Origin of the sequence: Kumtagia ephedrae (assembly GCF_003012745.1) — a bacterium.
Lineage (GTDB): Bacteria > Pseudomonadota > Alphaproteobacteria > Rhizobiales > Rhizobiaceae > Kumtagia > Kumtagia ephedrae.
On record NZ_PXYK01000025.1, the window covers coordinates 24,881 to 42,011 of the forward strand.

General features: G+C 64.0%; 12 protein-coding genes and 1 tRNA gene. 4 read left to right on the forward strand and 9 right to left on the reverse strand.

Annotated elements, in window-relative coordinates; translation table 11 throughout:
• Positions 1 to 7 precede the first annotated feature (7 nt).
• Genes C7I84_RS22280 through C7I84_RS22290 form a run of 3 tightly spaced genes read right to left on the reverse strand, consistent with a single transcriptional unit; the run spans position 8 to position 3,212 of the window.
• Positions 8 to 1,216, reverse strand: a complete 1,209-nt coding sequence (locus C7I84_RS22280) for an ABC transporter permease (RefSeq protein ID WP_106774423.1) — start codon at positions 1,214 to 1,216, stop codon at positions 8 to 10.
• Positions 1,216 to 1,923, reverse strand: coding sequence for an ABC transporter ATP-binding protein (locus tag C7I84_RS22285; protein ID WP_106774424.1), 708 nt, complete (start codon positions 1,921 to 1,923; stop codon positions 1,216 to 1,218). The genes C7I84_RS22280 and C7I84_RS22285 overlap by 1 nt, the downstream gene beginning before the upstream one ends.
• A complete protein-coding gene (locus C7I84_RS22290) occupies positions 1,920 to 3,212 on the reverse strand; it encodes an efflux RND transporter periplasmic adaptor subunit (protein WP_106774425.1) in 1,293 nt (430 codons plus the stop codon). Before C7I84_RS22290 ends, C7I84_RS22285 begins: the two co-directional genes overlap by 4 nt.
• A gap of 106 nt (positions 3,213 to 3,318) precedes the next feature.
• Between C7I84_RS22290 and C7I84_RS22295 the strand changes: the two genes are divergently transcribed.
• Positions 3,319 to 4,227 (forward strand): PhzF family phenazine biosynthesis protein, encoded by a 909-nt coding sequence (locus C7I84_RS22295; protein WP_106774426.1) that lies wholly within the window; start codon positions 3,319 to 3,321, stop codon positions 4,225 to 4,227.
• Between the two features lie 242 nt (positions 4,228 to 4,469).
• Here C7I84_RS22295 and C7I84_RS22300 read toward each other — a convergent pair whose 3' ends face one another.
• On the reverse strand, positions 4,470 to 5,261 hold the full coding sequence (locus tag C7I84_RS22300) for a S1/P1 nuclease (protein WP_106774427.1): 792 nt from the start codon (positions 5,259 to 5,261) through the stop codon (positions 4,470 to 4,472).
• 595 nt (positions 5,262 to 5,856) lie between these two features.
• Complete coding sequence (gene hydA / locus C7I84_RS22305; protein ID WP_165816176.1) at positions 5,857 to 7,314, reverse strand: dihydropyrimidinase; 1,458 nt, start codon at positions 7,312 to 7,314, stop codon at positions 5,857 to 5,859.
• Between the two features lie 330 nt (positions 7,315 to 7,644).
• On the opposite strand from hydA, the gene C7I84_RS22310 reads away from it, so the two are divergent.
• Together C7I84_RS22310 and C7I84_RS22315 are read left to right on the forward strand one after the other, a co-directional pair.
• A tRNA-Lys gene (locus C7I84_RS22310) sits at positions 7,645 to 7,720 on the forward strand.
• A 269-nt stretch (positions 7,721 to 7,989) separates the two neighbouring features.
• Positions 7,990 to 9,306, forward strand: a complete 1,317-nt coding sequence (locus C7I84_RS22315; protein ID WP_165816177.1) for a phytanoyl-CoA dioxygenase family protein — start codon at positions 7,990 to 7,992, stop codon at positions 9,304 to 9,306.
• A 351-nt stretch (positions 9,307 to 9,657) separates the two neighbouring features.
• On the opposite strand, the gene C7I84_RS22325 is transcribed toward C7I84_RS22315, so the two are convergent.
• Together C7I84_RS22325 and C7I84_RS22330 are read right to left on the reverse strand one after the other, a co-directional pair.
• A complete protein-coding gene (locus tag C7I84_RS22325; RefSeq protein WP_106774431.1) occupies positions 9,658 to 11,523 on the reverse strand; it encodes a hypothetical protein in 1,866 nt (621 codons plus the stop codon).
• A 156-nt stretch (positions 11,524 to 11,679) separates the two neighbouring features.
• Positions 11,680 to 11,943: a hypothetical protein gene (locus C7I84_RS22330; protein ID WP_133170139.1), complete on the reverse strand. Its 264-nt coding sequence runs from the start codon at positions 11,941 to 11,943 to the stop codon at positions 11,680 to 11,682.
• 102 nt (positions 11,944 to 12,045) lie between these two features.
• On the opposite strand from C7I84_RS22330, the gene C7I84_RS22335 reads away from it, so the two are divergent.
• On the forward strand, positions 12,046 to 14,226 hold the full coding sequence (locus C7I84_RS22335; RefSeq protein ID WP_133170140.1) for a hypothetical protein: 2,181 nt from the start codon (positions 12,046 to 12,048) through the stop codon (positions 14,224 to 14,226).
• A gap of 54 nt (positions 14,227 to 14,280) precedes the next feature.
• Here the strand turns inward: C7I84_RS22335 and mmsB are convergent, their stop codons facing one another.
• Together mmsB and mmsA are read right to left on the reverse strand one after the other, a co-directional pair.
• Positions 14,281 to 15,537 carry a multiple monosaccharide ABC transporter permease gene (gene mmsB, locus C7I84_RS22340; RefSeq protein ID WP_106774434.1) on the reverse strand — a complete coding sequence of 419 codons (1,257 nt, stop codon included), beginning with the start codon at positions 15,535 to 15,537 and terminating at the stop codon, positions 14,281 to 14,283.
• A complete protein-coding gene (gene mmsA, locus C7I84_RS22345; RefSeq protein ID WP_106774435.1) occupies positions 15,534 to 17,069 on the reverse strand; it encodes a multiple monosaccharide ABC transporter ATP-binding protein in 1,536 nt (511 codons plus the stop codon). The genes mmsB and mmsA overlap by 4 nt, the downstream gene beginning before the upstream one ends.
• Between the last annotated feature and the right edge of the window lie 62 nt (positions 17,070 to 17,131).

Consider the following 17,131-nt stretch of genomic DNA (forward strand, 5'->3'; position numbering starts at 1 on the left):
AGCGTTGCTATTCGTGCCTCAGCGCCACGATCGGGTCGAGCCGGGCGCCGCGCAGCGCCGGGAAGAAGCCGAACACCATGCCTATCAGCGCCGAGAAGCCGACGGCGAGCAGGATCACTGCCGGACTCGGCGCGAACGGGATGGCAAGCGCAAGCGAGGCGGCGCCCGCCAGCGCCAGGCCGATGGCGATGCCGATCAGCCCCCCGAGCAGCGACAGCACCGTCGCCTCCACCAGGAACTGCACGAGGATGTGCCGTTCGTGGGCGCCGATGGCCAGGCGGATGCCGATCTCGCGGGTACGCTCGGTCACCGAGACCAGCATGATGTTCATGATGCCGATGCCGCCGACCAGCAGGCTGACGCCGGCGACGGCGCCCAGCATGCCGGTCATGGTGGCGGTGGCGCTCGCCATGGCGTCGGCGATCTGGGTCATGTCGCGCACGTCGAAATTGTCGTCCGCGCCCGGCGCGATGCGGCGGGTCTCGCGCAGGATCGTCTCCATCTCCTCCTGGACGTCGGAGGTGGCCACCCCGTCCATCGCAGAGACGTAGATGGTGTCGATGTTGCGCCTGCCGACGATGCGGCGCTGGTAGGTGGTGAGCGGCATGACCACGGTGTTGTCCTGGTCCTGGCCGAAGCCGGACGTCCCCTTGCTCTCCAGCACGCCGATGACGCGGCAGCTCATCTTGCCGACGCGAATCGACTGGCCGTCCGGATCGCCGGCGCCGAAGAACAGCGTCCGCACCGTCTGGCCGATGACGCAGACATTGGTGCCGCCGCGCGCTTCCGATTCGGTGAACAGGCGGCCCTCGGCCAGACCCCAGTCGCGCGCGACGAAATAGTCGAGGTCGGCGCCGGTGACGTCGGCGGCGGTGTTCTGCGCGCCGAAGACAACGCGCACCGTGCTCTGCGCGGCGGCCGAGACGGCGCGCGCCGAAGTCAGGCCGCCGACAAGGCCGGCAACGTCCTTCTCGTCGAGCCGGCGCGGCGTGAACGAGGTCGAGCCGGAGCGGTCCGGCCGGGCGGCGCGCACCACCAGAAGATTGCTGCCGAGCTGCGCGATGTCGGACTTGACCTTCTCGGTCGTGCCGCTGCCGATGGTGAGCATGGCGATGACGGCGGCGACGCCGATGACGATGCCGAGCAGGGTCAGGAACGAGCGCAGCACGTTGCGGCGCACCGAGCGCAGGGCGAGGCGGACGGTTTCCCACAGCATCACGCCGCCTCCGCGTTCAGCGTGTCGGACGCGACATGGCCGTCGAGGAAGCGGATGGTGCGGTCGGCATAGCCGGCGACGTCCTGCTCGTGCGTGACCATGACGACGGTCAGGCCGAACTCGCGGTTGAGGCGCGTCAGCAGGTCCATGATCTCGTGGCTGCGGGCGGTGTCGAGATTGCCGGTGGGCTCGTCGGCCACCAGCAGCATCGGTCTGGTCACGATGGCGCGGGCGATCGCCACGCGCTGCTGCTGGCCGCCCGAGAGTTCGGCCGGGGTGTGGTGCTCGCGGCCGTTCAGCCCGACCTCGGCCAGCGCCTGCATGGCGAGCTGCCGGCGCTCGGAGGCGGGGACGCCGCGATAGATCAGCGGCAGCTCGACATTCTCCGCCGCCGTGGTGCGGGCGAGCAGATTGTAGCCCTGGAAGACGAAGCCGATGTAGCGGTTGCGCAAGGTGGCGCGGCGGCCGCGATCGAGCCGGCCGGCGTCGGCGCCGAGAAAGCCGTGGCGGCCCCCGGTCGGCATGTCGAGGCAGCCGACGATGTTCATCGCCGTCGACTTGCCGGAGCCCGACGGCCCCATGATGGCGACGAACTCGCCGCGGTCGATGGAAAACGACACGCCGGCCAGCGCATGCACGCTGGCCTCGCCCCTGCCGTAGGTCTTCCAGACGCCGTCGAAGCGGATGAGCGGGCGGTCGGCGCTCATCCGCCGCGTGCCCCGCGCGCGCCGGTGATCACCTGGTCGCCTTCCGACAGGCCGGACAGGATTTCCGTGTTCTCGCCGTCGCTGGCGCCCGCCTTGACGCGCACGGCTTCCGGCTGGCCGTCCTTCAACAGATAGAGGGTGCGCGTGCCGTCCTGCTCGCGGGCGGCGGGGCGGGCACCGCGCGGCCGGCCCATGCGCGGCATGAACAGCCGCTGCAGGCTCCAGCCGGTCTGGCTCGCCTGCACCGGCGGGCTGTAGCGGAAGGCGGCGTTGGGCACGGTCAGCACGTCGCCGGCCTGGCGGGTGACCACGGAGACGGTCGCCGTCATCCCCGGCCGCAGCAGCAGCTCGTCATTGTCGACGTCGAGGCGGGCATTGTAGGTCACCACGCCTTCCGTGGTGGCCGAGGCGTAGGAGATGTCGCGGATGTCGGCGTCGAAGCGCCTGTCGGGAAAGGCGTCGACGGTGAAGCGCGCCGCCTGGCCGGGCTTGACGCCGCCTATGTCGGCCTCGTCGATGGCCGCCTTCAATTCCATCTTCTTCAAATCGGCGGCCAGCACGAACAGCACCGGCGCCTGCAGCGACGAAGCGACGGTCTGGCCGGGATCGACCGAGCGGGTGAGCACGATGCCGTCGATCGGCGCATAGATCCTGCTCTTCTGCAGGTCGGCCTTTTGCAGCTCGAGCTCGGCCTGGGCGATGGCAAGATTGGCCTCGGCGACCGCGAGGGCCGCTATGGCGCGGTCGCGCGTAGCGAGCGCGGTGTCCAGCCCCTGCTGCGCCACCATGCCCCGGTCGGACAGCCGCTGCGAGCGGGTCAGCGTCTGTTCCGCCTCCTTCAGCGTGGTCTCGGCCTGTCCGATCTGCGCCTGCGCCACCTTCACCGAGGCTTCCGCCCGGTCGACATTGGCAAGGGTGCGGACCGTGTCGAGCTCGGCCAGCACCTCGCCCTTCCTCACGGTCTGGTTCTCGTCGACGGCGACAGAGCGGACGACGCCGGACAGTTCGCTGGAAATGTCCACCTGGGTCAGCGGCTGCAGCGTGCCGGTGGCCGAGACCTCCACGGTGAGGTTGCCGCGCGTGGCCGGCACGGTGGCGAAGGTGATCGGCGCCTGCGACGGCGACGCCCACCAGTACACGCCGCCCGCGGCGGCCGCCAGGAGAGCGGCGGCCAACGTCGCGCGAACCAGCCGGCGGCGCCAGCGGACGCGCGGGCTGGCGTCGAGACCGAGCGCGGCCTCTATCGACGGCGGGTTGTCCGCGCCTGGCCGATTGACAATCTGGTCCATCGAGGACCCCTATGATCGAGATTCCCTTCGCGTCACAGGTCATGCCGGGGCGATCGGATTTCAAGTTAATTTTCGCTCATGTTGGAGCGGTTGGAGGATCGAGGCGATGCAGAAACGCCGCTATGTGGTCTACGACGTGTTCACCGGCGAGGCGCTCACCGGCAATCCGCTTGCCGTGGTGCTCGATGCCGAGGGTCTGGATCTCGCCGCCATGCAGCGCATCGCGCGCGAGTTCAACCTGTCGGAATCGACCTTCGTGACCGCGCCGGAGGATCCCCGGCACAAGGCGCGGGTGCGCATCTTCACCCCCGACTACGAGATGCCCTTCGCCGGCCACCCGACCGTAGGCACGGCGATCGCGCTGGCTGAGCTCGCCGGCAGCACCGAGCCGTCGATCCTGGTGCTGGAAGAGAATATCGGGCCGGTGCGCTGCGTCGTCGGCCACAGCGACGGCGTGGCCTTCGCCGAGTTCGGCCTGGCGAAGCTGCCGGAAGCGCTGCCCTTCACGGTCGATGCCGACGTGGTCGGCGCCGCGCTCGGGCTCGGGCCGCACGAGATCGGCTTCGAGAATCACCGCGTCTCCTACTGGTCGGCGGGCGTGCCCTACGTCATGGTGCCGGTGTCGGGCCTGAAGGTGGCCGCCAAGGCGCGGCTCGACAATGAAGCCTGGATGGACATCTCGCCGCAGAAGAGCGGCAGCGCGGTCGCCTCCGCCTATGTCTACTGCCGCGAGACGGTGCATCATGACAGCGCCTTCCATGCGCGCATGTTCGTGCCCGGCAATCCTTCCTACGAGGATCCGGCGACGGGCTCGGCGGCGGCGGCCTTCGCCGGGGCGGTCGCCAGGTTCGACGAGCCGATGGACGGCTCGACCCGGCTGTGGATCGAGCAGGGCATGGAGATGGGCCGGCCCTCGCGGATAAGGCTGGAGATCGACATGGAAGGCGGACGCATCGAGGCGGCGCGCATCGGCGGCCAGGCGGTGAAGGTGGCGGAAGGCGTCCTGCTGGTGTGAGCCGGCGTCTCTCGACTTGGGTTCCTCGCCCCCAAGTGCAGGCTATCGCATATGAGCTTACCCCCACCCCTGACCCCTCCCCACAAGGGGGAGGGGGACTCTGCGACCGCCATGCCGCGCGAAATCGCCAACGATTGTGCCTGGCGGTGATGCCAGCAAGTCCCCCTCCCCCTTGTGGGGAGGGGTTGGGGGTGGGGGTGCGAAGCAGCGAATTCCTCGCCTTTGCAGGCGCTGCAAAATCGTCAATCACCCGGCCCGAGCGCCTCTTCGAGCAGATGGGCCAGCCTGTATCCCGCCTGCTTCAGCCGTGCCCGCACGACGGGCCAGTTGTCGTCGAGATAGGCCTCCGGCAGCGTCGGCAGCACGTCGCGCCTGGTCGTGGCGATGCGCGGGTCGGTGAAGATGGTGTCGCGGGCGATGTCGCGGCCCTCGAGCGCCCAGCCCGCCGGGGTCGACGGGACGATCGGTCCGGTCGGCGCCGCTTCGACGGCGTCGGCCAGTTCGCGCCAGTCCTTGCCCTGCCGGGCGACGATGGCATCGTCCCAGACGTCGTGCAGCCGGGTCACCTTGCCGTCGAGCACGACGGCGCGGCCGCCGGTGTCGGCGCTGGCATGCAGCGGCTGGTGCAGGTCGCCGACGAGATGGACGACGTATTTCAGCGCGGCGAGGCGCTCGTCCGCCGGTCTTGTCCGGTCGTGCAGGATCGCCGCATATCGCTCGACCGCGGCGGTGGCGCAGCGGTTCTTCCTGCAGACCTTCGCCGCGTTATAGCCGCTGTCATCGAGGGGAAGGCGCACGACATGCGACGGCTGGCCGGGGATGCGCAGCACCTTGACGAGGTCGGCCCAGAGCGAGACGTCGACCAGCGATTTCTGGCCCTCGACGGCCAGGAGGCCGGACACCGCCTTCTTCGCCTCCGACGAAAGATGCCGCTCCGCGATCTCGGCGACGATGGCATGGCCGCTCCAGGTCCAGGCCGAAGCGGGCGCGGACAGCGCGATCACCATCGCCAGTGCCGACAGGATTCGTCTCATCGTCCGAGATTAGCCCGGGAATGTGGCCGGGTCAGCTTTGTTCGAAGGTATTGTTTCAAGGCGGGAGGCGATGACGATCTCGATCGACGCGGCTGCGAAAAAGGGGACAAATTTTCGTTCTTTCCGCCTGTGCAAGCCTGGAGCGGCAGCGCTTTTCCAGGAAAAGGGCAATTGTTGCCGATATTTGATCTCCTCTCGCCGCGCCAGCGCTTACCACGCACCGAATTTCTATCCCCTCCCTTTCCGCCTGCGGCATACTTCGCCGTGAAAGCCGCTCCCTGCGGGAACTTGGTGCGCACCGGGTATCAGGAGGGAGCGTCGGCGCCGGGTCGGCCGCGCAAACGGTAGCGCGGCTGGCGTGAGCTGGAGACCCGGGCCCCAGCCGCGACACCTGCGCGAATGCAGCGCTAGCGGACGGGCAAGAACGCCGGCGGGGCGCGGGTCACCGCGCCACGTACTTTACTTAGAGAGGCTCGGCCCCGCGCCCCGCTTCCCGCACTTTCCTTCAATGGCCAGACTGCAAAAGCAGGGCGTGGCGAGGATGACGCTTGCTGTATCCGTCCTGTCGACAGCCTTGTGGAAGACACGGTCGTGCTCACACACCGATCGGCATGTGCTCGGCCGAGCGGGTGACGGCGCGCGGGGCGGTCAGTTCCTTCCACTGCGACAGCGCCTTGCTGACCGCCGGGAAGGGCCTGCGCTCGACCAGCTTACCGCGGCCGGGGCGCGGCTGCGAGTTCTGGCCCTCCGACCAAACCACCTCGCCCCGCGACAGCGTATAGCGCGGCAGGCCGGAGACCTTGAAACCCTCGAACACGTTGTAGTCGATGATCGATTTCTGCGTCGCGGCCGAGATGGTCTTGGACAGTTTCGGATCCCAGACGACCATATCCGCGTCGGAACCGGGAAGAATCGCACCCTTTTGCGGATAAATATTGAGGATTTGCGCGATGTTCGTGGACGTGACGGCGACGAATTCGTTCGGCGTCAGCCGGCCGGTCTCGACACCCTTCGCCCACAGCACCGGCATGCGGTCCTCCAGCCCGCCGGTGCCGTTGGGGATTTTGGTGAAGTTGCCGACGCCCACGCGCTTCTGCTCGGTGGTGAAGGCGCAGTGGTCGGTGGCGACCACCTGCAGCGAGCCGGCCGAAAGCCCCGCCCACAGCGAATCCTGGTGGCTCTTGTCGCGGAAGGGCGGGCTCATCACGCGCTGCGCGGCATGGTCCCACTGCCTGTTGAAATATTCGGTCTCGTCGAGCGTCAGGTGCTGGATCAGCGGTTCGCCGAAGACGCGGATGCCCTTCTGGCGGGCGCGCCGGATCGCTTCATGCGCCTGCTCGCTCGAAGTGTGGACGATGTAGACCGGCACGCCGGCGGCGTCCGCGATCATGATCGCCCGGTTGGTCGCCTCGCCCTCGACCTCGGGCGGGCGCGAATAGGCGTGGCCCTCCGGTCCGGTCAGCCCCTCGGCGAGATATTTCTGCTGCAGCGCGGCGACCAGGTCGCCGTTCTCGGCATGCACCAGCGGCAGCGCGCCGAGTGCTGCGCAGCGCTGGAAGGAGGCGAACATCTCGTCGTCGTTCACCATCAGCGCACCCTTGTAGGCCATGAAGTGCTTGAAGGTGTTGATGCCGCGCGCGACCACCTTCTCCATCTCGTCGAAATGCTGCTTCGACCAGCCGGTGACGCACATGTGGAAGGAATAGTCGGCCGAGGCCTGGCGCTTCGCCTTGCCGTGCCAGTCCTCGAGCGCGGCGAGCATGCCGTCGGGGCCGGGAATGACGAAGTCGACCACCAGCGTGGTGCCGCCGGACAGCGCGGCGAAGGTGCCGCTTTCCCAGGTCTCTGCCGCGGTGGTGCCCATGAAGGGCATTTCGAGGTGGGTGTGCGGGTCGATGCCGCCCGGCATGATCAAGGCGCCTTCGGCGTCCAGCGTCTTGTCGCCTTTCAGGTCCTTGCCGATCGCCGCGATGGTCTCGCCTTCGATCAGGATGTCGGCCTCGTAGGTCCGGTCGGCCGCGACGATCGTCCCGCCCTTGATCACTGTCGACATGGTTTTCTCCTTCTCTCGCGGCCGCGCGACCGGCGTTCCCTTTGCGCCTACTCTGCGCGAAAGGCGCGCCCAAGCCAAGCACGATGCGGGCATGCCGCCGGTGGCCCATGCGGCGGAAAACACCGGTCCAGCGCCGACCGCGCCGGCATCGCCGCCGCGTTGACGCGGCAAGCCCGATCTCCGCAACGGGCCGGCAACTCCCCCGATGACGGCCGTGTTGCCGGACGCAGGGCAGCCATGTGCATTTTGTCCGGCGATTGCGGTATTCAAGGGCTGGACAGGCCCGGCATGCATGGGTATATGCGCCCCCATCGCCCTCGTGGCGGTCCCGGGTGCGTAGCTCAGTTGGTAGAGCAGCTGACTCTTAATCAGCGGGTCACAGGTTCGATCCCTGTCGCACCCACCATCTTCATCCAAATCAGTAACGTGACCCCCGTAAACGGGCGGTTGCCAACCCTCTATGTGGAAGGTCGTCGTACGCGTACTTAAGCACTGTTCGACTGGATTGCTCACCACGCCGACAGAGACCGACCAGCCGGCTGAACCAGGCGAGCGACAAAGCCAACCCCTTCCCTTTGTAACTCGACCTGCTGCCTCTGTCATAATCACTTCACAACACTAACGGTTGTACTTTTGATGCAGCGTGCCTATGGTTGCAGCTTCTGTGGAGGGGACATGACCGAAGAAGTTCAATTCAGTGACGCTCCGAAAGTCGCGGGCGGCTTGAAACGTCGTCTGCTTTCATTCTTTCGGACTGCCAACCGACCGAAAGTGAACATTTTAAGCAAGACCGTGCGGCGGGTTGCCAAGCCTTCTGACAGAGACCTGATCGCTGCCAGGGATGCGTCCTTTAAGGTTGAAGCATCCGCAGTGGAAGAGTTGCGCGACCGCATCGACGGTTATCTCCCACCTAACTATCGATCCCGGAAGATGATTGACCATCTGGAAGGGTTTGCAAAGAGTGGTGGCTATAATAACGAAGCCGAGTATTACAATTTTCGCTACGCTTGTGAAGAAACTCGCTTGCAAAGTAACAGGGTGTTTTCGTGGGTACTTGCCGATCATTCCAGGATACAGAAAGTGGACATGGCGGGAACCATGTTCGGTGGGATACTAAAGCAGAGATCCGCTAAGATTATTCGTCTTAATGGCGAAGATGACGCGGAGGTCCCGAAGGATCTGTGGGACAATGCAATCGACGATGCCTACCGGCACATTGAAGCTTACGGCTATTGGAAACTTCCGGTGCTTGCGCCGCCAGCTCTCGTCAAGAGCCTGAAAGCAAAAGTCGAGGCGCAGCTAAAACCCATACAACAGGAGGTAGAGCAGACGATCGCCGGCAATGAAGGAGCCAAGCTTGCCCATTGGGTTAACACCAATCAGGCGTGTACCTTCAAAGAGCTCTACCAGCTCGCCGCCGACCCGTTTCTCTATTCCATCGCTCAGAAATATCTCGGACTGCCGCCGATCTTCAATACACCCGTTTCGGTGCTGTCCGGTCCGGTGAAGACCAAGGCGGACAAGGAGATGGAGGGTACTGGCCAACTCTACCATTACGACATGCACCGGCTGAAGTTCGTCAAGATGTTCATATATCTGACGGACGTCGACGAAGGTTCAGGACCGCACACTTTGATCAAGGGCACCCACAGGAAGCGTCCGGAACTCCTTTGGACCGATCGCCGCTATTCCGACGCAGAAATGGCCGAGTGCGGCGCGAAAAACGATGAGGTCAGCATTACCGGCCGGGCAGGGACAGTCTTCTTCGTTGACACGTCCGCTTATCACAAAGGTGCGCACCCGGAAAAAGCCTACCGAATCATGGCACAGGTCCAGTACACGAACTCACTCTTCGGCAAGCCGATCAGGCCAATCGAACACAAGATCGAGCTGGCGAAGCGCCGGCAGAGTGGCACCCTTGAAAAGACGATCTCGCTCGTGCGTAAGTATGCCGGTCTGCGCGGTGCGCGGTTCATGCAGAATTATATCTGAAACCATGACCGTCTATTTGATCTCCTACGATCTCAGTGGAGATCGGAAGGCCTACGCCAGCTTTTATAAGAGGCTGAAGGATATGGGCTGCAGGTCTCCTTTAACTGGCGTGCAGTTCGTCGAGACGAATAAGCAATCAGGGTCACTCTTCATCGAGCTATCCGACCTTATCGGATCGGAGGATCGAATCTTGATAGTAGAGATCAAGGAAACCGCAGACTGGTTCTCATACAACACTCCGAACGATCATTGGCTGCGTGACCGTGTGCCGCAGGGCTAAGGCCCTGCGGCACACGGGAATGGATAGCTTCCGACACCTGCTCGGCGCCAATTGGCAGACCGGAGACTCACCTAAGCGGAGGTTTTCTGCCGTCTAATCCAACTGCGCTTAGGCGATGTGGGTCGGGCAACTCGCTCCCCATCATTGCTGGCTGCTGCGATGCCCTCGCCCTTGCCCAAGGCTTTGCCAACGAGCTTTTCCAGATTCAAGATATAGCGGCCTCTCGTCTGGCTGAACAACGTAACGTTCGGGTGATCCGGTCTGGCCGTTTCGGCGACATGACGGTAGATGCCGGTGATATGCTCGCGGACCCTTTCATCGGCGATCCTAGGCAGAATGCAGGAATTCGCGGGATTCAACCGGGCCATGTTCCTCGCCAGCAGCGGATCGGCGACGGTCTTGTCCAGCGTGCGTTGATTGAAATTGGGGCGGCTGCGCTTGGCGAGCGTACTGTATGCCTTCCCAGTCTTCTTGCGGACGTAGGCATACAACTCGGCCTTGGGAGAGGCCGCGTCGGCAAGCTTGCGCTGGCGGCCGAGGAAATAGGAGAGAATCGGACCGCTCTGGATCACCAGTTCGCAGCGGCTGCCGTCCGGATTGGCGAAGGTGGAAAGCCGCTTGGCCGAAAGCGCGGCATAAGTGTAGTAGCGGATCAGCTGGACGGCTGTTTCCATGTCCTTCATTGCCGGGCCGGCAAACGCCTTGAACAAATCCACTTCCTTCTGAAGGCTGGCGACCTGGTCCACCGGCGCGGCCATCTTCGGGAGAAGGTTCGGGTACTGGCTGGAGATCATGCCGCGAAGGATGCCGTTGGGGCCGGGTTCCGGGTCAGGAATGGTTCCCTTCGTCACCTTCGATACGGCTGTGGCGATATAGGTCTGAAACCGCTTATCAACCAGGAACGGCCGCGTGAACATGAGATTGGAGAACAGCACGTCATATTGCCGAAGTCTCAGGGCTTCGTCCTTCTCGGATTGGTCCCACTTCAGGTTCGACAGGAGGGGCTTCTCGAAATTGCTCTGGAGCACGTTCATGTTGATGTGGGCCAGCGCATCGGCGTTCTGGCCGTTGAGGATGACGGTTCCGCCGAAATCCTTCTCGATCATCGCGACCGCGGGGCCGCGGCCCGAGATGATGTCCTTTTCCATGCGGCTGTCGAGCACGGCAGTGGCGAAGGCGGACTGGGAATAGGTTTCCTTGACGAGTTCGAGCGCCATGCCGACCTTGTCGGCGACGGCGAATGCCCTGTCCGGTCCATTGGCGGTGTTGTGCTCGACCGTAAGCGAGCGGAACTCGGGGATCTTGCCGCGAAGGCCGAGATAGATCGTGAAGCAATCGACGCCGCCGGAGAACATCAGCACGGGATTGATACGATTGCGTGTGAAATGCCGCGCCAGAGAGTCGGAGATCTCCTCGATCGCCGCTTCGAAGGAAGCCGGCTGGTCCGGCCGGTCCATGATGTAGGAGCGGAAGACAGTCCTCTCTCCTCCCTGGAATTCTATGAGCGCGGCCGGCGGGATGCGGAAGACGCCTTCGAAATGGGTCGATATCGGCAACTGGTTGTAGGCGCTCTTGGGAGCATGGGTGAGGAACAGGGAAATGGCATAGGAGTCGATCGAGATCCGGTCGCCCAGCACGGCGAGCACCGGAGCCAGCGTGGTCGAGGCGACGGCCTCGCCATGTCCGGCATAGCCGTAACCGCCGCAATACCCCGGTGACGTGATGATCCTGCCGCGGTCGAAGTCGACCAGGACGTAGTTTCCGATCGACCGGCGGGCTTCCGAAGCCAGAAAGTCCGGCAGCGGGACGGCACCGTATCGCGAGACGAGTTCGCCTGGGTGTTCGCAGTGAAGCGGAGTGCCGTAGATCGCTACCCCGGACTGGGTCGTCGAGTTCCCCTGCTGGTGAAACACCAGATTGTCGACAGCGAAGATCATGGAGATTCCTTCATTGGTACGGGCCGGCATGGCCGCGCTTTCAGCCCATTCGACGGGGTAATCATCTGTTCGGCAATAGCAATCCTAACCTGCAGACAATCTGGAGAGGAAGTTCCTTAGGCTTAAGTCTTCCCGACATTTTTCGAAGCGTCAATCTCACGATTGAGGCAACTTTGCCTTTAGCCACCTCTCATTGGATATGCCGTAAGCGAACCAATCGGCACCGTCCTTGATCTCCATTACTACTATCCGGTCTTCCGGCTCAAGGCCCTCGGACAGATCCATGAACAGCGACGCGGCGTCCCTGTCGGTCTCGACGAATTGGACCGCCTTCAGAGGCGATCGGCTGTCAAGGACCTTCAGCGTGTCGTAAAATCCCTCGTAGACTTTGCGCTTCCCCCGCAAATCGTAGGCAATCATAAAGATGGGCATTTCCTCACATCGGCCGTTGCTGACAGGGGCACGGACCCTAGGCGATTGTCGTCAAAAGTACACGGGGTAATGCGCCATAATGATGACGCTTTGAGCAAGAAGCTTGAGGGCGCGATGAAACGTAGAGCATTTCTTGGGCTGCTGGGCGCAGCTGCCGTCGTGCGACCGAAGCTGGCGTTTGCGGCGCGCGACTTCCCGACGCGCGCTGCCCTCGCCGCCGCGCTTGCTGGTGGGCTGGTGCCGGAAGTAGGACAGACCTACACGGCGGGCGGGTTTCGCTACGCCGGGGCCTCGGGCGCGGCCGCGTTGCCGGACCTGCCCGGGTTGCTGCCGGACGGCGACGTCTATCCACAGCATTTTGGCGCGCTCGCCGACCTGGCATACACGCTGCGCAACGACCTGCCGCTCGACGCGTCCTCCGCCGAGCGCAGGAGAGGTTTTGTTCGAACAGGCGGCACCAATGACAGGGCCGCTTTCGAGGCAGCCGACGCCCATGCCTTCGCGAGGCGAGTGCCGCTGATGCTCGACGGCGATTATTTCATCGACGGCGAGATACGGCCGAAAGCCCGCTGGATCGCAAAGCAGCGCTTCGCCAGTACCCTGTGGTGCAGACATTCATGGAACGGGGTCGCCAATCAGTACATCGAGAGCGGGATGGTGCTGCTCGAACCCGGCTCGGGCCTGATCGGTATACGCTTCATAGACCAGTGGGCGGCCACCTCCGTAAAGCCGAACAAAGGGCGAGGCATGGGCTGCTTCGGTACCGCTGTCCGCGTCGGCGAATTCGGAACCGTAGCCGAGCAGCCGCTGCGGAAGAACATCGACCTTGACGTGCTTTTCTGCAGGGCGGCACGCCTCGCAGGAGAACAGCCTTCCCAAGCCAATCTCATGGTCACCTATATGGGCCATGTTGAAGACTGCAGGGTCGATGTCGGGGTTTTCGGCGCAACCAATGTCGGTACGAACATCCTTCTGCTTTGCCATTTCGGCTTCAAGTACGACCCACGGGCCGACGGTTTCGACGATCGGAACAATCCAAGCAAGACAGATGCGCGGATGCTCGAAACCTATCATCCCAGCAATTTCGACATCACCTTTCTGAGCGAGCTGGACAATGCCGACGGCTGGGGCTTGCTTCGGCCATATGACCTTGCGTCTACGGGTGCGATGCGGGTCGGCCCGGTCAGAACGAGGGGCCTTCCGACCGGGGGCGCGGTCTCCTGCGGCGACTATTGCGACATGCTGACCGTGGAGCGCCAGAAGGGCACGATCGGCAAGGGCATCCGTCTGGGCTTCATCCACGCTACCGGCTGCCGCCTGTCCAACCGGAACGACGAGGCCCGGTTCGGCGGCTTCTACGTCAAGGGGATAGGCACGGTCTCCGGAAGCGGGTTCGTCTACGACGGCACCGACATGAAACTGAGGTCCCAGCTCGAATGGGACATCAAATGCGAGGGCATGCACCTTGAAATGGAGGCCGACGCGGCCGAGGGCAAGTCATATCCGCCGATGAAACCGAGCGCGGTGCGCGGCGTCTGGCTCAACGGCTGCCTCGGCAGCATCGATCTCGGCAAGATCTCGACCTTCGGCGCGACGCGGGCGGTCGAGGTCGAGTACAGCAATTGCGATCTCGTCTACGACTATGTCGCCGGCGACGGGGTGCTGATGTACGAATTTTCCAAGGGCGGTCGGATACTCGGCTCCTCGACCATGCGCCGCGGCGACGACGCGGAGGACGGTTCGCAGGCTTCCGCACGCAAGACGGCGGTCACGGTCATCGGCAGGACACTGGCTACCAAGACCACGCAGGATATCCAGGCCGGTGCGACCGTCATTCCGATCAAAGCCTTCGATGCCGGCCCCGAAGGGCGCGCCGACGACGTCTATGTCGGCGACCCCATCAGTATCGGTGACGAGACGGTTATTGCGCGCGCGCTTATCCAGAACGGTGTGTCCTACCTGGTCACCACGCCGCTGGCGGCGCCGGTGCGGTCGGGAACGCCGGTAATCGTCGACCAGCGAGCGCGGCTCGAACGATTCGTCGGCACGTTCGACAGCGCCGGCGAGGGGATGGTCCTGGTCAATGCCGATGTTCTCGATGCCGACCTGTCGCGGGTGAAGTGGGAGGGCCGGTACGCGGCGACGCTGAAGCGGGACAGCTACCTGCAACTCGTCGAGGGGCCTCCGGCACCGCTGAGCCTGTCGGCCGCCTCCGGCAAGGTCATCGCAGTGGACAGAACCAGCCGGGTGGATGAACCTGGAGCCCGCTGAGCGCGAGCAGGCTTCCAGCAGGGCGCGGCGAAGGAGTCGCGTACCGGCTCTCGCTCATCCCTTCTTCTTGTTGTAAAGGTCGAAGGCAACGGCGCCGAGCAGCACCAGACCCTTGATGACCTGCTGCCAGTCGATATTGATGCCCATGATGCCCATGCCGTTGTTCATCACGCCCATGATGAAGGCGCCGATGACCGCGCCGGTGACCTGGCCGACGCCGCCCAGCGCCGAAGCGCCGCCGACGAACACGGCGGCGATGACGTCGAGCTCCAGGCCGGCGCCGGCTTTCGGCGTCGCCATGTTGAGGCGGGCGGAATAGATGAGGCCGGCAAGGGCGGCCAGCATGCCCATGATGGCGAAGATGTGGAAGGTCAGCCGCTCCGTGTTGATGCCGGAAAGCGCCGCCGCCTTGAGGTTGCCGCCGATGGCGTAGATGCGCCGGCCGAAGGTCATGCGCTTGGTGATGAAGACGAACAGCGCGATCAGCACGCCCATCACCACCAGCACGTTGGGCAGGCCGCGGAAGGAGGCGAACTTGTACATCAGGAACAGGATGATCGCCGAGATCACTAGGTTCTTGATGACGAAGAAGACGAACGGTTCCGCCTCGTAGCCGTGGCTCTCGCGGCTGCGGCGGCTCTGCACCGCCAGATAGAGCATGGCCAGCACGATCAGGACGCCGATGACGAGGGTCGTCGAATGCAGCACGATGCCGGTTCCCGGCATCGGCGCGCCGGATGCGTTGAGGGTCGGCGCGACGAGGGTGAAGGGCCCGATCACGTCGGGGATGAAGCCGGCGCTGAGCAACTGGAACAGCGGCGGGAAGGGGCCGACGGAGCGGCCGCTCAGCACGTTGAGCAGCAGGCCCTTGAACACCAGCATGCCCGCCAGCGTGACGATGAAGGACGGGATCTTCATATAGGCGATGAAATAGCCCTGTATGCCGCCGATCACCGCGCCGAAGGCGATGCACAGGAGGCCGGCGAGCAGCGGGTTCATGCCGTAGTCGACCATCAGGATCGCCGCCACGGCGCCGATGAAGCCGGCTACCGCGCCGACCGACAGGTCGATGTGCCCGGCGACGATGACCAGGAGCATGCCCAGCGCCATCACGATGATGTAGGAGTTCTGCAGGACGACGTTGGTCAGGTTGACGGGATAGAACAGCACCCCGTTGGTCATGTACCAGAAGAACACCATGATCGCGATCAGCGCGATCACCAGGCCGTATTCGCGCAGATTCTCCCTGACGGCGTCCTGGACAGTGGCCTTGGCGGCGCTGGCGGGCGGTGCGGCGGTCTCGGTGCTCATGACGCTGCCTTCTCTTCTCCGCGGACGATCGCCCGCATGATCTTTTCCTGGCTCGCCTCGTGGCCGGCGAGCTCGCCGACGATGCGCCCTTCGTTCAGCACGTAGATGCGGTCGCAGATGCCGAGCAGTTCCGGCATCTCGGAGGAGATGACCAGTATGCCTTTGCCTTCGCCGGCAAGCCTGTTGATGATGGTGTAGATCTCATATTTCGCGCCGACGTCGATGCCGCGCGTCGGCTCGTCGAGGATCAGCACGTCGGGATTGGCGAACAGCCATTTCGACAGCACGACCTTCTGCTGGTTGCCGCCGGAGAGGTTGCCGGTGATCTGATAGACGCTGGAGGAGCGGATATTGGTCTTCCTGCGGTATTCGTTAGCGACCTTCAGCTCGTCCATGTCGTCGATGACGCCCGACTTCGAAACACCGGGCAGGTTGGCTATGGTCACGTTGTGCTTGATGTGGTCGATCAGGTTGAGGCCGTAGACTTTTCTGTCCTCCGTGGCGTAGGCGAGCCCGCTGGCGACCGCCCGGTGCACCGTCGAGGTGTCGGCCGGCTTGCCGTGCAGAAACACCTCGCCGGTGACGTTGATGCCATAGCTGCGGCCGAACACGCTCATGGCGAATTCGGTGCGTCCGGCGCCCATCAGGCCGGCGATGCCGACCACCTCGCCCTTCTTCACATGCAGGTTGATGCCCTTGATCACCTGCCGCTCGGGGTGCTGGGGGTGGTAGACGGACCAGTTCTTCACTTCGAAAATGGTCTCGCCGATCTTGGGCGTGCGGCTGGGATAGCGGTTCTCCAGCGTGCGTCCGACCATCGAGGTGACGATGCGGTCCTCGGTGATGTCGGCCTTGTCCATCGTCTCGATCGACTGGCCGTCGCGGATCACCGTTATCCGGTCGGCGATGCGTTTGATCTCGTTGAGCTTGTGCGAGATCATGATCGAGGTGAGGCCCTGCGTCTTGAATTCGAGCAGGAGGTCGAGCAGGGCCTGGCTGTCCTTCTCGGACAGCGATGCCGTCGGCTCGTCCAGGATCAGCAGCTTGACGTCCTTGGCCAGCGCCTTGGCGATCTCGACGAGCTGCTGCTTGCCGGTGCCGATATTGGTGATCAGCGTATCGGGGTCCTCGCGCAGCCCGACCTTGCGCAGCAGCTCGGAAGCGCGCCGCTTGGTCCGGTTCCAGTCGATCACGCCGGCGCTAGCCTGCTCATTGCCCAGGAACATGTTCTCGGCGATGGAGAGCATCGGCACCAGTGCCAGTTCCTGATGGATGATGACGATGCCGACCTTTTCGGAATCGTGGATGCCGTGGAACCGGCACTCATTGCCTTCGTAGCGCACGTCGCCGTCATAGCTGCCGAAGGGATAGACTCCGGAAAGCACCTTCATCAGCGTCGATTTGCCTGCGCCGTTCTCGCCGCAGATGGCGTGGATGTCGCCGCGGCGGACCTTCAGGTTGACGTTCTCGAGCGCCTTGACGCCCGGAAACGTCTTGGTGATGCCGCGCATCTCCAGAATGGTGTCTGTCATGGATGATCGTCTTCGATGCCTGGCCGCCGATAGTCGGCCACAGAGAATAGCTCAAGAGCCCG

Coding starts and splice junctions, on each gene's coding strand:
- C7I84_RS22280 (WP_106774423.1), bottom strand. CDS start 1,216: ATGCTGTGGGAAACCGTCCGCCTCGCCCTGCGCTCGGTGCGCCGCAAC.
- C7I84_RS22285 (WP_106774424.1), bottom strand. CDS start 1,923: ATGAGCGCCGACCGCCCGCTCATCCGCTTCGACGGCGTCTGGAAGACC.
- C7I84_RS22290 (WP_106774425.1), bottom strand. CDS start 3,212: ATGGACCAGATTGTCAATCGGCCAGGCGCGGACAACCCGCCGTCGATA.
- C7I84_RS22295 (WP_106774426.1), top strand. CDS start 3,319: ATGCAGAAACGCCGCTATGTGGTCTACGACGTGTTCACCGGCGAGGCG.
- C7I84_RS22300 (WP_106774427.1), bottom strand. CDS start 5,261: ATGAGACGAATCCTGTCGGCACTGGCGATGGTGATCGCGCTGTCCGCG.
- hydA (WP_165816176.1), bottom strand. CDS start 7,314: ATGTCGACAGTGATCAAGGGCGGGACGATCGTCGCGGCCGACCGGACC.
- C7I84_RS22315 (WP_165816177.1), top strand. CDS start 7,990: ATGACCGAAGAAGTTCAATTCAGTGACGCTCCGAAAGTCGCGGGCGGC.
- C7I84_RS22325 (WP_106774431.1), bottom strand. CDS start 11,523: ATGATCTTCGCTGTCGACAATCTGGTGTTTCACCAGCAGGGGAACTCG.
- C7I84_RS22330 (WP_133170139.1), bottom strand. CDS start 11,943: ATGATTGCCTACGATTTGCGGGGGAAGCGCAAAGTCTACGAGGGATTT.
- mmsB (WP_106774434.1), bottom strand. CDS start 15,537: ATGAGCACCGAGACCGCCGCACCGCCCGCCAGCGCCGCCAAGGCCACT.
- mmsA (WP_106774435.1), bottom strand. CDS start 17,069: ATGACAGACACCATTCTGGAGATGCGCGGCATCACCAAGACGTTTCCG.